Raw genomic sequence first — 14,852 nt, forward strand, 5'->3', positions numbered from 1 at the left:
TTGGTGTTGTAATGAAGGTTTCTGTTCTACTCTTTGTTGTTAAATTTATTTCAATAAACACTTGGGGCATGATGGAAGAAGATAACTCAGGTTCTGATAAGAATATCAGCCAGGACACAACTGTAAAAAAAACTGTAAAAAAAGAAGAGTGCAGTGTGAAATCACTAACTTATTTATTAAATCCTCCTTTGCAAGTAATCGTAATAACAACTGATGGTGATATTTATCAAGCAATTACTGGCGTGATGATGGGGCAATTTTATTTGACTGTGGCACATGTTTTACCTTTGTACGATCTGGATTCAATTAGCCAAATATTTGTTGGTCATCCCCAAGGCTCATTTTATAAAGAAGTGATTGTAGATTCCATAAGCTTTAACCCTGGGCAAGGAAGGGATCAGTGCGTATTAAAACCAAAATATTAAGAAATAGAGTTCATAACAAAGATTAGCAAGGGACTTTCCCTGTAGCGCAGCCTCTCCAAATGGGGGGGGTTAATAATTAGAAAAAATCTTCCCTGACATCAGGTGCTTAATCTTCGATCATTTCGGTGAAGGCTGCAATGGCATCAGGGTCACCATGTTTAATTTTGTTGGCAATGATGTGGTGAAAGAAATACTTGAAATCTTCATGCTCCTGCGCTGGAAAAAGGCATTCATCTTTGGGCAGAATGGGTGTGGTTTGTACTTTTTTCTCATCGGCCAGCATGGCATGAATACGACCGTCATTGTATAGGCGCCAGCTCGTGACATGAATCAACATCAGGGTGTGAAAGTTGTCTTCTGTCAGGATCGCATGAGTGCCAATATTGTCGCCAATTTCCTGCAAAACGAAGTCGGGGTCTTCTTCTTTCGTTTGAAAATATAGGGCGGCTGTTTCCAGCTCTGTTATTTTGTATTCGGGAGGCTCAAAAAAGGCGTGATCATGAAAGCTGTCGTAGTAGCCTTCCCAGCGTCCATTCAGTGGGTCATTGAGCTCTCGTGCAGGCACCAGCTTATTGAGCCATGGCACCAGAGCATCCACTGTGCCATCTTTTTTCAGGGCCCAGCAGAGAATTTTCATACTGAACAGTTTTCCGGGATTAGCGTCGTTGCTGTAAAGCATTTCCAGGCCATCCTGCTCCGGCGCCAGCCTGATAATTTTTTCACTTTCGGTTTCGTTGACGGGTTTGCGGGTAAAAAGGTCAATCACATTCCCTTCGTCATCCGGCTTTTTATCCATTGAATCTCCCGTGCTGCAGGGCGTATAAGTGTGAGTCAGGAATCGCCCTTAAGGCTGTCTATCGGCACTGGAGTCTGGAAGTTAATTCGGAGGGATTTGTCCGGGTTGCATCTGGCATTCAGACAGCACTTTTTGCCAACTTCGGGTATGGCGCAGAATGGCCTTGTCCAATTGCTGCCAAACTGAAAAGGCGTAATCAGAACCGGTAATGGCCAATAGGTAGTCTTTCATGGCCTTGTCTGGAGCAGGTGGCAGTTCAAGCAGTAAAGGCAACATGACAGATCGCCACTCTCTCCCTTCTGAAACGACTTTGGCCATGTAGGGTTGGATACTGTCGACGTAGAAAAGTCTGAAGACATTGTTGAGTCGTTCTATTTTTACAGAGCGCCGACCTTGAGGGCAGATATTGTCGCTCTTTTCCAGCATCACTGAAACACGGTTGAGAGTGTTGGTAATAGCTGACGCGGCAGCCAGTAGTTGACCACTGTAGTGAGAAGCGGTTAATTGTTGCAGTTGCATTTCCAGAGACTGTTGATCGTAGGGAGGAGCAAAACGGTCATCTTTCAGATAAAGCCTCAGATAGTTTAAGGCTTCCAGTGTTCCCTGACGGCCATTATCTCCATGGAGAGGAAGCAGGGTCTGAAAGCCGCTCAACTGGCTTGGCAGTTCAGTTCCAGACAGCAGCATGTTCCATTTGGCGGCAGGCAATGCGGCTTCTTTCCGCTGAAAGATAGCTTTCAATCTGGCTCTTAGTTCTGCCTTTTTATTCTGCTGCTGTAAATAGTTTGTGCAGTCTTCCAGCTGGACGATCAGTTTTTTTTCGTAGTGCAGCAACTGGGAAGGCTGCATCTGCTTACCTAAACTGTTGTTGCGGTGTGCAATAAGCTGCGTAAGTCTTGGGCATTCGAGAAGATTCAGGGCTTCCAGTGCTTTTAATCGAATATCCGGTAATGGATATTGACGCTGTCTTAACGGAGGCATTTCAGGAAAACTGACCGTAGCAGACGGCATTGGCTGTCCGGTAACGTTACTGATTCTTTCTTCATACTCTTCCAGCTGGTATTCAGCTGTGGAACGATAACCACAGCCTGCCAGTGTGATCAGCAAAAGCAAGGCAAGGGAGCGAACAGTTACTTTCAAAGTCATGAGCAGTGATTGACAGGATTGAGTGCAGTATAGGTTTTATTTCTCAAACAGGAGTGACCGATCCACATAAGCCCTGAGTTGTTAATTTTAAGAATGGACTATAGTATCACGCCATCACTGGATTTAACGAATACGGCCATCGATGAAAATTGTTGCTGACGAGAACATTCCATTACTTCATGAATGCTTCGGGGCACTGGGTGAAGTAGTGGCTTTACACGGGCGAGATATTACTGCAAGCGATATTGCGGACGCAGACGCGCTGCTGGTGCGTTCAGTAACAGTGGTGAATGAAGCACTACTGCGGCAGGCTTCATCTCTCAGGTTTGTTGGTTCTTGTACTGCGGGCGTTGACCATATCGATCAGCAAACTCTGGCTGGCCGGGGCATTACTTTTGCCAATGCGCCTGGCTGTAATGCCCGTTCTGTTGTTGAGTATGTGCTTTGCGCCTTGGATATTCTTGCCGATCGGGATGGCTTCAGTCTGGTGAACAGAAAGGTAGGTATTGTGGGTCATGGTCAGGTGGGCAGCCAACTGTATAAAACCCTTGAATGGCTTGGTGTTGAGGTCATGGCCTGTGATCCACTTTGTGAACGAACGGCGGGTGTTCGGTTCGAATCCCTGGAAACTTTGTTACGTCAGTGTGATGTCATTGCTCTGCATACTCCCCTGACCCAGGACGTGGATTATCCTACCTATCATATGTTGGATTATGACAGGCTGAGCAAGATAAAACCGGGCTCTATTCTGATCAATGCCGGGAGAGGCCCGGTCATTGATAATCAGGCGCTGTTGGAATTACTCGAAGAAGGTCTGGATCTCAGTGTGGTGCTGGATGTCTGGGAATATGAGCCCGATGTCAATCTGGATTTGCTGGCTCGCGTGGATATCGGCACCCCCCATATTGCTGGCTATAGTCTTGACGGCAAGATCTCGGGTACCGAGAAGGTCTATAAGGCCCTTTGCCAGACCTTTGGCTTGCCGTGCAGGGTTAGACTGGCCGCTATCACTCCCATGCCTGCACTGAAGAGAATGGGTTTTAATGACTCAGCTACCGCTGCCCAGGCCGCAGGTATTGCGATGAAATCCGTCTACGATCTGCGCCGTGACGATGCGCTTATGCGACGTCTCATCACCATGAAGAAAGAGGCGTGCGCTATCGAATTTGACCGGATGAGAAAGCACTACCGGGAGCGGCGGGAATTCAGCACCCTGGTGCTTCAGGCCAAAAAGTGTGAGCCTAAGGTTCAAGAACATCTGAAGGCCCTGGGCTTTAATCTTCAGGAGGTCTGAGACAGTTTTGTTAGTTTCTCATATGCAGATCGATACGATCACTTCGTTATAAAGAGTCTCAGGAATCTTACGATAAACCTGTACAGATGAGTTCACTGGGACAGGTTACATGATCAAAACACTGGTGATGAGCCGCTACATTAGACCTTTGGGCTGGATAGCTATTGCGATTTGCGCAGTGACCTGGTGGATGGATCTGACAGAGATCGTGAAAACCTGTCCATTCTGCCGCACGGAAAGAACTGCCATTGGTCTGCTCGGTGTTCTGATGGTTTTGCCTCATTACCGCTATATCAGTATTTTCTTAACCTGTCTGTTTTCCGTGGTCGGTCTGGTCACGGCTTCCCAGCACCTGTTCCTGATGATAAAAAGCTGGCACTTCTCGTTGAATACCCCGCTGGTTATCATTGCTCTGTGTTTGCTCTGTGGCGAGTTGCTGCTCTTGATCGAACGGGCTTTACTAAGCCGTAAAAGTCTGAAGCAATAGTCTGAAACAAAAGTCCGAAGATAAGTTCCGGCTATTTGTTATGCTGGCTTACTTTATGGTTAGTATTAATATCCATAAAAGGAAATTATTATTCGTTTTATCTGTCAAATGAATAATAAGATTTTTAATCTGGAAGAATAAAAAAACTGCCATCCAGATTTGATAAACTATCTGGACAGGTGCTTAATGAAATACTAATGGATGTATAACAATGAACTCAGTGACAGAAATGCAATTACAATTCAACCTGGCTTCAATTCAATCAGAAACTACTGAAGCTAAAGGTTTAGGAGCTAAAGAGTTAGGAGTTAATCAAGTTAGCTCTTATCAAAGTTACCAAGCTCAGGTTGGAACAAAATTATTATCAGAAAGAAAGGTTGACTCTGCTAATGATTTTCGTTTTCTTAATGAAGAACTCTACGTAATAAAATGGTACCTTGAAGAACATTACGCTGAAAAGCTCGACGTTGAAAAAAAATCCGGAGTTAAAAAAAATCATGTTTTTCCGTTTAGTTTAAATGGTGTAAAGCATTATAGATTAAGTCCGGATTACCCTGTTTCAGGAAAAGATTTTTCAGTGTCTTTGCCTTTGAGCGAGGAAGTAAATCTTGATTTATGCTATCGGGAGCAAGTAAAAAAAAGGTTGTCAGATATCTTTACGCACGGCTTTGAGAATGTTTGCAAAACTTTATATTTTTTTGAAGATCAGGAAAGTGTTGTGAGTGGTGTTTGTCATCAATTTGTTAATTACCTGGCATTTGGAATGGATAAACAAATAAGTCAAAATTTCAATGGCTGGTATGAAAAGCTTTCATTTGTATCTATTCAAAAATTCGATCAGGAAAAAGTACGCTGGGGAGACATCGTTCAATTATTATCAGGTGAAAGTTTAGTTCATAGTCTTTTTTACATAGGAGATGGAAGGTATATAAGCAAACATGGAGTGTGTGATATATTTTTTCAGTCATTGTCAGCTGCTCAGGAGTCATACCCTTCAGACTCAGTGAGGATCGTTAGATTAGCGCCTGAATATTATTCAAAACAAATAACCTTTGAAGGAAATGACTGAGCCTTCTGGTTATCTGCGGCACGCCTGGTACTCCAAAAAAGTTTTGGTGCACTCAATGCAAAAACTGCTTCGGTAATGACTGCTGGTGTCAAGTTAAAAGGCAAAGTGAAAAAAATGAGCTATTTTTAGTTTCTGATGTTAAAAACACATGGTGGTACATCATGAAAAGTATAAAGATTTTCTTGTCAATTTTTATAGCTTTTTCTATGTTTCCTAACTCAGGATTTGCAGATGGTAAAGAGAAATTAGAAGCCAGTATAAATGAATTCAAAATAGCTTTTACAGATAGATTGCATGGTTCACTTTCCTGGGGGATGCAGCATGATGCGGTTTCAATGCTGCATATTACTGATGCGATTGTTTCAGAACATGGCATTCGAAGTGAATTGATACCCTTTGTTTCAACCCTAAGTGAAGAATACGCCGCTAAAGGGGATGTTCTTTCACTACTCATATTGGCAACATTGTGTTTGCATTATGTTCCAAATGAGAGCCGTGAGTTGATTTTAAGATATGTTATGATACTCCAGTCTGCAGTTTTTTATGAAATGAAAGGAACAGTTAAAAAAGAACTTATTTTTGAAATGATACAAGAATTTTTCGGAACTATGAAACCCGAAAAACAAAGTATGTTTGTTGAAGAATCGCGAACCGTATTTAGTTCAATTTCTCAGGGTCATTATGCTGGGAAGTTGTTCTCGAATCAGTCAGGGGCACATTTATTAACTTTTTTACCCACCCCTTTGTTGTTAGCAGAGGCACTGATTTCAACCTGGACAATCAAGCGAGGAGTAAGTAGATAGTAAAGCGAAAAAAATTGGATGGCCAGAGGTTTCTGGTATTTATCTAAAGCGTCCGATAATAGCTTCTTTACACCGGCGGTTCACAATGGTTGGTGATAGAATCATAATTAATAGCTACTTTAAGATAATCGAGAATCGTTTTTTTGAGCAGAAGCTTAAACATCGAAAGGTTAGAGCGTTGAGGTTTTTATGTTCCGTAAATATAAGATAAGTCTGATCTTGAGCTTATGTGGCATAGGCTGCTTAGTCGTCTACTACTCTGTCGGTGCATACGTAAATCACAACGGAATACTAACCGAGTCATTCGGTTTTCTCCCATTGTTCTGGATTTTTCAACTGTTGGCTTTGGTGGCGTTTGCTATCAGCTTTTTTAAGCCAGAATGAGCTAAAAATAAATAATTGTCATAAGTACCTAACCTTGCGAAAAAAAAATGCCTCTCATTACTTTAGGTACTTGTCATTTCTTCTCAAAGTAATATTTTTCAATAATGGAAATGGTTATGTTGCTCGGCATAAGTATCGAGAAAACCATCAATAGCTAACGATTTTGTCAATAAGACTTTTTTCCATCGATTGTCATCAGGTAGGTAATATTGAGTATATAAATAACTCTTTATTGAGTATGCTTCAAGCCCTAACATTAAGCCTATAAGAAGAGAGCTGCCAAAATAATCACCGAATGTTTGATATCGCTTCCAGAAACCGTAACCTTCTCGCATGCGAGCAAGTCCGGAAATGGTCCAGAGGACAGGAAAAGATGTCATTCCTATTATTGCAGTTCCTTCACCGCGAGGGAAGCTATAATACTCGATTGTTCTGTAATTCGAAAAATTATTCTGTAGATTGTTTTTGAAAATTTCTCCAGCGGAAATAACTCCATGCCGAGCCAGCTTATCTGAAAAAGCATACAGTGCTGTAGATATATCTGTATTGATTTCACTGGGTGATGCAAATATATGTGACACCCATCGTTTAATAACGGGAGATTTATACTTTTCAGTTTTAATATCGATTACTGTATTTTTCCGTAAAACTAACTCAATATTATCAGCCGCTAAAGTTGTGGTAGGATAAAATGAGAGGCCATAGGGTTTAAGATAATCGATTACTTTAGTGGAAGTGATTGGGCCAAAGATATTAATTCCTTTTATCTCGGATAAACTCACTTTTCTCTTTTCGGTATTATGTTTGATTCGTTTTTTTAGCTCATTTATATCAACAGTGTCAGTGCAAAAATGAAATGCGGAATACCCGTTTAACTCCAGGCTATCCATATAATGTTGAATCGCACTATTATAGTTTTTACAATAATTTTCATGAAAAACCATTACGTAAGTTGGTCGTAGCGCAGAGGCATCTGCACTAAGTAAAAAAGAAAATAAGTATAATAAAACTATTATTCTGAGCAACATAGCTTTCATCTCCATACTGTGTATATAGTATTAGACATTAAAAAGATGAAATGGTTTCAAACTACCAGAGATCGTGAAACGGCAGCATTGGAGTCAGGCGCTCATGCGACGAAAAGGGGAAATAGGAAGGGGGAAGTAAGGGGAAGGAAATAGGATATCCATTAAATGCTTCTAAATCAGGAAGGGCTTCACATGAAAATCATTATTCTCATTGCCTACGAAGGAAAGACCTTCTTGCTATGCACAAATGTACGTATGCCACTTTTATCTTTACGAACTGCTTTAGCTGTTTCTGTCGGTTTAGGGTGTTGTAGCTCTGGCGCCGGAATGCCAGCGCGGTGTCCTTCTATAGTGTCTATTTTTTCACAAGGGCTTATGAACACCACTCAGAAAAAAAACTCTCAACAAAATTACTGATATTAAGGCACTACCTGTATCAGAAATTTACTTTCATAATGGGTCGTACACCGCTTCGTTGGGTCTGACATGGACATGCACATCAAACCACTTATATGCCTCTTTGTCGGTAATCGATTCTTCAATCCTCGCCACCGGCCTGCGATGATAACTAACGATGATACGTTCAATAATCAGTCCAAGATCCCGTGCAACATTAACCGTACTCTTTCCGTTTACCGTCGTTTCCAGGAAGGCTGTCTTGAAAGCGTCCGAACCGTAATCTTTTTTGTGCTCTAACAGGATCTCTATGGTTTTCTGATTCGTAATCGTTTCCCGGTCAATGATCTCCGGCAGTTCCAAAAGCCATCCGAAACTGTCGAAACTCAACTTAAACTGACGGGCAATCACATTGCTCATATAGAAGTCTTCGGGCTTGATAGCCCCGGATTTGCGGTTTTCTGAAAATGTCCAGCGGCTTTGGGTGAACTCGTTTCTAAACATGTATTCTGCGAAAGGCTCGTCCGGTTGATTGCGGCCTTCAGTGATCGCCTCATCGAGGACGGTTATTTTGGTTGTGGTCAGCTTATCGAGTTTTTCAAATTCAGAAGCATACTGCTTCTCCAGCTCCATCAGCCGATTTCGGATCTGCCGGTCCCGCCGGATTCGGTTTCGGAAATTTAAAAGGGTTTTAAATTCAGTGCTTAAAGTGTTCTTAACCTCCGGCTTCCAGAGCGACTTGCCTTTAGCCGTGGGTAGCAGGGCCGCAAACTGTTGTTCAAGCACTCGGCGCAGTTTCGGCTGATGGCATTCATCCTGCTCTGCCAAACGGACAATCCGCCCTTCCGCTGTCATGCCAAGCTTGTTCAGTGGCTCTTTGCCGGAGCTGTCCTTCAGGTAGCGCTCTATTGCTCGAGTCGTTTCTTCAACCGATGTTACATGAGTTACAGTTGATTTCCCTGTATCGGGTAATAGAGGCGATTCAAGCAGTGAAGGTTCACTAGTGTTACGTACAGTGACGTCCCTGCCCATAATAGCACCGGTGGATGCTTCCTCTGATTTAGCTCGCTTAGGTTCTGGTGGAAATGGATTGAATGACTCATTTCTTTTATTGATACCGTCCATGAATTATTACTCCAAAGCCAATATTTACCTTTATCCAGTCAGGATTAAAGGTAGTAAGTTAGAATCAGATTTATAAAAGAAGTTCATAACAAGTTGTTAAGTGTAACTAACAAAGTTTTTGCCTCTCAGTACATGCATAATGGTGCCACTCAATGCTACGGATCTGAAAGACATTGCCTGAAAAGTGGCCTGACTTACCGTAGGTATAAAGCTCTCGAGTGGATCAGACCTCATTCTCACGCTGTGAAGACAATCACGGACGTTGTGTTATATGTAAAACCCGCTCTGGTTTAACTGCTTAAATACTGGATCAGATTGACAATAAAAAGTAACAGCGCAATCAACTGCCAGGTCAACACCGGATTTCGTTCTATCAGGGGCTGAAAGTCCCGGTTCCTGAATGAACGGTTCGGTTGTTTGAGATCTTGCAAAAACTCAGACAGGGCAGGGTATCGTTTAGCCGGGTCAGCAGCCACGGCTTTTGCCAGTGCCGAATCAATCCATGAAGGAATGGATGAGTCAGACAGGTTGGCGTGGCGGTATTGCATATGCTGATAATGTCTGACCCTGATACTGCTGCCTGAATGTTCCGGGTAGGGCAGTTTACCGGTCAGCAATTCATAGGCCATCACGCCAATGGCAAACTGATCCGCTCTTTCGTCGATAACCCCGTCCAGAAAGTATTCCGGCGCCGTATAGTTTTTGCTGCCCTGGGGTAAATCGCTGTGATGAGCCTGCTGATTTTCCAAATCCCCCGCGACTCTTGCTGATCCAAAATCAATCAGTTTCAGACGGCCTTTCTGGTCAAACATCAGATTTTCCGGCTTCAGATCCTGGTGCAGAATCTGAAGTCTGTGCAGCCCCCGAACAGCGGTGATCATCTGGGCGACAATATCCCTGACCTGAGTCAGAGTCGGTTTGGGGTTCTCCTGCATCCAGCTGCGCAGGGTCTGACCTTTTATGTATTCACAGGTATGGTAAAGAAATTTCCGACCTGGCCTGGGGGCCATGATTGCCATAATAGAAGGATGTTTTACTCTGCGACCAATCCATTCTTCACGCATAAAACCTTCGAGGTAATCGGGGTCATCTTCATAGTTGATAGAAGGGGTTTTGATGACCACATGATGGGCAGCGACTTCCTCAGGCCCAATATCTTCTGCGAGATAAAGCTGGCTGCGTTTGCTGGCGTGAAGTTCTTCAAGAATACGATAGCCGTCGAGTATCTGACCAGGGTAGAGATCTGGTGGCAATCTCAGTTGGGAAAGCCTTTCCAGGTTTTCACCAGCATCTCCGGCAGGGACTTCATCAATGCGACCGATGACGCAGGTCAGGTTGTCATGGCTGCCGTTCTTTAATGCCAGGTCCACCAGATGTTGTGCCACTTCATCCAGTGATCTTTGATCGGAAAAGCACTTTTTGAGGGCATCCTGTGAGAGAAAATCATGAATGCCATCGGTGGTCAGTAGCAGTATGTCTCCGACATCCAAAGCTTCTGATCTGTAATCCACTTCGACATCAGGCGCCATGCCCAGTGCCCGACCTAAATACTGTCGTCCACCCAGAGTGGCAGTATGATCCCGGGTCAGACATTCCAGCTCATTATTTCTTATCCGCCAGGCTCTGGAGTCACCGGTATGCACCAGATGCAATGTCGCTGACTTCAGAATCATGGCGGTAAAAGTGGTACACCAGCTGCCCTTATCCATGGGGTCCGTATGACCCTGCTGATAAAGCCAGCGGTTCAATGCGCTGAGAATCCTGGCGGCCGAATAACGGGCCGTCCAGGAATCCGGGGTACTGTAATAATCAGAGGTAAAGCTGGAGATAGAGGTATGGCTGGCCCGACGGGCTTCACTACAGGCGCTGACGCCGTCGGCCAGAGCCAGAACAGCTCCTTTGTTATGCATTACATGGGTGTTTGCTGGCACCTCCGCCACCCAGGCGTCCTGATTTTCTTCCTTGACGCCGGCACTGCTGGCACCGGCTGTGGTCATTTTTAACGGCTTCATATTCTTCTTTTCTGTTTCCCGGCGCCTAGAAAACCATTGCTGGCAGGTGCTGTCAAATGCAATAACAATAGAAGTGCTGTGGTCTTGCATTAACATTGACCTACATGGTTTCTCGGAAGGTTTCTTTCTGATAACGCAGCAGGGGTGACAGGAAGTATTCCAGTAAACGACGCTGGCTAACAATAACGTCAGCGGTGACTATCATCCCAGGCTGTAATCTGATCCTGAGATTTTCCACCTGAAACCAGTCTTTTTCCAGATCAATATAGATTTGGAAAACCCAGCCCTTTTGTTCATCGTTAATTGCGTCGCTGGATACTCTTCGGACATGACCGTCCAGATAGCCATAGCGGGTGTAGGGAAAGGTTTCGACTTTTACCTGTACTTTTTGCTCGGGCCTGACCCAGCGAATGTCTTTATTAAGAATGATGGCTTCAACGATCAGCAGCATATTGGTGGGCACAATCACCATAACAGGCTGGCCCGGCTGAACCACATCCCCGGAGGAGTGGGTCTGAATTTGCTGGACAATGCCATCGATGGGTGCGATTAATATCTGGTTTTTTTCTCGCTGGTTCGCCTTTTGCCCCGTCTTGTCTGCACGATCCAGTTGTTCGATCGCTCCCAGATACTCCTTAACATGGTTCGAGATAAAAGATTCACGCTTTTGTTGTCGTTCGGCCAATAAAGCCTGATATCGCGCTTCGTGTTCCTTATGGCGCAGCACCATGACTTTCAGTTGCTGAGTGGTGTCAATCTGTTTTTCCCGTCGTGTCAGCCAGTCCACTTCGGACATCATTTTTTTCTGATAGAGGCCTTGGGTAATGGTGGCCAGCTTGTCATGAATAGGGTGTAGAAGCCGAAGACGTTCAATTTCTTCGGTATCAACCAGCAGGGTCGTAGACAACTCATCAATGGTTTTTGCTATAGCTTTATCCGCCGAAAGAAAAGCATCCAGCTCACTGGTCAGGTTGCTGTTTTCTGTCGACCATCGCTGTTCGTCAGGGGGGACCTCAAAAACCAGCTGTGCAAGGGCAGCCTCCTGTTCCAGATTAACGGAAACCGGCTGGTTAAGGTCCGGGGTGTTGACCATCCTGAGCAGGGTTTTTTCTCTAAGGGCAGACAACTGGGCACTGGTAATTTCACGGGCGGTTTGCAGGGTATTATTTTCTGAGTCAGTGGGGTTGGGGATCAGTTCAATAAGTTTGTCACCCTTTTTGACCCGACTACCCTCATCGACAAAAATGGTGCTGACTCTGGCCACCTGTATGGGACTGATTTTTTTTGAGTACCCGTCGGGGATAACACGCCCTTCCGCTTCTACGACGACATCAAGATTACCAAACCATGCCCAGACCAGAGCAATCACCAGTAACAGGCAGATACCGAGGGTTAAGACGTGCTTAAGGGGGGAAGCGGGGGTCTCCAGGATTTCTACCGCAGCGGGCAGGAACTCGTTTTCTTCTTTGGGACGAAAAGCAGAGAAGAGACGCTTGAGCTGTTTAATCATCTTGGTTACCTGACTGGATGTTCCACAATCTTGTGTAGTAACCGTTCATATCGATCAGGCTATGGTGGGTGCCGTCTTCGGTAATCCTGCCATCTTTCATGACAATAATCCGGTCACAATGTCGGATGGTTGAAAGTCGGTGGGCAATGGTGATCACCGTTCGGTCTTCGGAAATGGCGTCCATATTTTGTTGCAGCACATGTTCGGACTCGTAGTCCAGTGCTGAGGTTGCCTCATCGAAAATAAGAATTTTCGGATTGCTGGTCAGTGCCCTGGCAATGGCAATTCGTTGTCTCTGTCCACCGGACAGTCCTGTACCACGCTCACCCAGCTCGGTGTCGTAGCCCCGGGCCATACGGGTGATGAATTCATGGGCACCTGCCAGTTTGGCAGCACCAATCACAGCTTCCATAGGTAGCAGGGGGTCTGAATGGGCAATGTTCTCCCGGATGGTACCGTTGAACAGTGTGTTCTCCTGAAGCACAACGCTGATTTGCCGCCGCAACCAGGAGGGGTCAAGAAGCGCAATGTCGTTGTCGTCTATTAATACTTTCCCGGTGTTTGGCACATACAGACGCAGCAGCAGTTTTGCCAGGGTCGACTTACCGGAGCCGGACTCGCCAACAATGCCGATAGTTTGTCCGGCAGGAATTATCAGGGAGATGTCGCTCAGGGTATTCTGCAGTTCGCAGCTGTAGCTGAAATTGACCCGCTCCATCTGGATATGACCCTGCAATGCCTCTATGGGTGGTTTATCCAGACTCTGCTGTGGCTCCTGGGGGGTGTTCAGAACATCACCCAAGCGGGCAATGGATATCCGGAACTGCTGGAACTCCTGCCAGAGTTGGGAAAGCCTCAGGATCGGCTGGGCGACTTGACCTGAAAGCATATTGAAAGCAATCAGCTCACCAATGGTCAGTTGACCGCTAATGACCTCTTTGGCGCCAATCCACAACAGGGCTACGGTGACAATTTTGTTAATCAGCTCCACCAGGTTGCTGCCAACTGTGCCCAGTACGCTGCTGTTGAAGCTGGCTTTGGCATAACTCGACAGGTAACGCTCCCAGCGGGACTGCATTCTTGGTTCAACAGCAGTTGACTTCAGGGTTTCCATGCCGGTAACTGCTTCAGTCAGGAAGGCCTGATTGATGGCACTGCGCTCAAACAGTTCCTTGGCGCGATTGTGCAGGCTAGGGCTGATCAGTACGGAAAGCAGAACGTAAAAAGGGATGGAAGCCAATACGACCCAGGTGAGTGTGGATGAGTAGAAGTACATGGCGATAAACAAAACAATGGTGAAAAACAGATCCAGTATCAGAGTCATGGCATTGTTGGTAAGAAATGCCCGAATGTTCTCCAGCTCCCGAACCCGGGCCACCACCTGACCCACAGGCCGGGCACTGAAATAGGCAATGGGGATTTTCAACAGGTGCTCGAACAGTCGGCTGCCCAGCTCTACATCCACCCGGCAGCTGGTGTGGGAGAACAGATACATCCGCAAGGTGCTCAGCGCCACTTCAAACAGTGACATGGCCAGCAGGGCAATGGCAATAACATTCAGGGTGGATATGGCCTGGTGCACCAGCACTGTATCCATAACAACCTGAAAACAGATCGGGGTAATCAGGGCGAACAGTTGCAGGAAAAATGAGGCAAGAACCACTTCGCCCAATACCCGGCGGTATTTGATCACCACCGGAATAAACCAGCTGATGCCAAAGCGTTTCATGGTGTGGGCCAAATCAAACCGTCGGGTCATCCAAAGGGCGCTGCCATCCCAGCTTTTCCAGAGTTCTGCCAGTTTCAGAATACATGGCTGCTGACCAAAAAATTGCACCATCGCGGTCTGCTTATCTGTATCGATATTGGCAATGATAAAAAACTGGTGATCTTTTCCCTGGGCGATAAAGGGAAGAGGGGCTTTATGTAGGTTGTTTTTAATTCTGACCTTCCGGGCCTTCATGCCAAGGCGCCGGGATAACCTGACAAGTTCCCGTATGTCGATACTGACGTCTTTGCCGGATAACTCATGAATCAGCGAGTTGATGTCGACGTTTTTTTCATGGAATTTCAGCAGCAGAGCGAGTGCACTTGCTGCCGAGTGCGTGTTGGGTTGATCCATTGTGTACTGCCTGCAATGTTTTTTTGTGCAAACGAACTATGTGCAAACCAGCTTTGTGTAAACAAACAAAGCCTGAAAAAAAATTATTTTTAAGGTCATTTCTGTAGGTTAGTTCCCATCAAAAAACACAATCTATTGAAAACCTTGATTATTGAAACCTTGGAAATTGATCTTGCAAAATAAATAAAGCCCTTCTGCTTTTTTCAGCCATCACCCAATATCAATAAACATCAGGGAATGCTGAAACAGAGGGCT

At 45.2% G+C, this 14,852-nt stretch carries 13 protein-coding genes; 6 read left to right on the forward strand and 7 right to left on the reverse strand.

Features of this window, described 5'->3' with window-relative positions; translation table 11 throughout:
• The first annotated feature begins 11 nt into the window (after positions 1 to 11).
• Positions 12 to 425 (forward strand): hypothetical protein, encoded by a 414-nt coding sequence (locus ACOJUO_RS17335; RefSeq protein ID WP_422133252.1) that lies wholly within the window; start codon positions 12 to 14, stop codon positions 423 to 425.
• 106 nt (positions 426 to 531) lie between these two features.
• Here ACOJUO_RS17335 and ACOJUO_RS17340 read toward each other — a convergent pair whose 3' ends face one another.
• Together ACOJUO_RS17340 and ACOJUO_RS17345 are read right to left on the reverse strand one after the other, a co-directional pair.
• Positions 532 to 1,221, reverse strand: coding sequence for a hypothetical protein (locus tag ACOJUO_RS17340; RefSeq protein ID WP_422133253.1), 690 nt, complete (start codon positions 1,219 to 1,221; stop codon positions 532 to 534).
• A gap of 81 nt (positions 1,222 to 1,302) precedes the next feature.
• Complete coding sequence (locus ACOJUO_RS17345) at positions 1,303 to 2,367, reverse strand: DUF3080 family protein (protein WP_422137626.1); 1,065 nt, start codon at positions 2,365 to 2,367, stop codon at positions 1,303 to 1,305.
• Positions 2,368 to 2,509: 142 nt separating this feature from the next.
• On the opposite strand from ACOJUO_RS17345, the gene pdxB reads away from it, so the two are divergent.
• The 5 genes from pdxB (at position 2,510) to ACOJUO_RS17370 (ending at position 6,404) form a co-directional block, all read left to right on the forward strand.
• Complete coding sequence (gene pdxB, locus ACOJUO_RS17350; protein WP_422137627.1) at positions 2,510 to 3,661, forward strand: 4-phosphoerythronate dehydrogenase PdxB; 1,152 nt, start codon at positions 2,510 to 2,512, stop codon at positions 3,659 to 3,661.
• A 109-nt stretch (positions 3,662 to 3,770) separates the two neighbouring features.
• Positions 3,771 to 4,148, forward strand: coding sequence for a disulfide bond formation protein B (locus ACOJUO_RS17355; RefSeq protein WP_422133256.1), 378 nt, complete (start codon positions 3,771 to 3,773; stop codon positions 4,146 to 4,148).
• Between the two features lie 211 nt (positions 4,149 to 4,359).
• Positions 4,360 to 5,217: a hypothetical protein gene (locus tag ACOJUO_RS17360; RefSeq protein WP_422137628.1), complete on the forward strand. Its 858-nt coding sequence runs from the start codon at positions 4,360 to 4,362 to the stop codon at positions 5,215 to 5,217.
• Between the two features lie 161 nt (positions 5,218 to 5,378).
• Positions 5,379 to 6,020, forward strand: a complete 642-nt coding sequence (locus ACOJUO_RS17365) for a hypothetical protein (protein WP_422137629.1) — start codon at positions 5,379 to 5,381, stop codon at positions 6,018 to 6,020.
• Positions 6,021 to 6,209: 189 nt separating this feature from the next.
• Positions 6,210 to 6,404 (forward strand): DUF3955 domain-containing protein, encoded by a 195-nt coding sequence (locus ACOJUO_RS17370; RefSeq protein ID WP_422133259.1) that lies wholly within the window; start codon positions 6,210 to 6,212, stop codon positions 6,402 to 6,404.
• Between the two features lie 98 nt (positions 6,405 to 6,502).
• Here the strand turns inward: ACOJUO_RS17370 and ACOJUO_RS17375 are convergent, their stop codons facing one another.
• The 5 genes from ACOJUO_RS17375 to ACOJUO_RS17395 all read right to left on the reverse strand — a co-directional run bounded on the left by ACOJUO_RS17375 (position 6,503) and on the right by ACOJUO_RS17395 (position 14,597).
• Positions 6,503 to 7,432 (reverse strand): hypothetical protein, encoded by a 930-nt coding sequence (locus ACOJUO_RS17375; RefSeq protein WP_422137630.1) that lies wholly within the window; start codon positions 7,430 to 7,432, stop codon positions 6,503 to 6,505.
• Positions 7,433 to 7,882: 450 nt separating this feature from the next.
• Positions 7,883 to 8,953 carry a hypothetical protein gene (locus ACOJUO_RS17380; protein WP_422137631.1) on the reverse strand — a complete coding sequence of 357 codons (1,071 nt, stop codon included), beginning with the start codon at positions 8,951 to 8,953 and terminating at the stop codon, positions 7,883 to 7,885.
• A 290-nt stretch (positions 8,954 to 9,243) separates the two neighbouring features.
• Entirely contained in the window at positions 9,244 to 11,055 is a 1,812-nt protein-coding gene (locus ACOJUO_RS17385; protein ID WP_422137632.1) for a protein kinase domain-containing protein, read from the reverse strand.
• Positions 11,056 to 11,065: 10 nt separating this feature from the next.
• A complete protein-coding gene (locus tag ACOJUO_RS17390; protein WP_422133263.1) occupies positions 11,066 to 12,475 on the reverse strand; it encodes an HlyD family type I secretion periplasmic adaptor subunit in 1,410 nt (469 codons plus the stop codon).
• On the reverse strand, positions 12,468 to 14,597 hold the full coding sequence (locus ACOJUO_RS17395; RefSeq protein ID WP_422133264.1) for a type I secretion system permease/ATPase: 2,130 nt from the start codon (positions 14,595 to 14,597) through the stop codon (positions 12,468 to 12,470). Before ACOJUO_RS17395 ends, ACOJUO_RS17390 begins: the two co-directional genes overlap by 8 nt.
• Between the last annotated feature and the right edge of the window lie 255 nt (positions 14,598 to 14,852).

The organism is Endozoicomonas sp. ALC020 (assembly GCF_049275935.1).
Taxonomy (GTDB): domain Bacteria; phylum Pseudomonadota; class Gammaproteobacteria; order Pseudomonadales; family Endozoicomonadaceae; genus Endozoicomonas_A.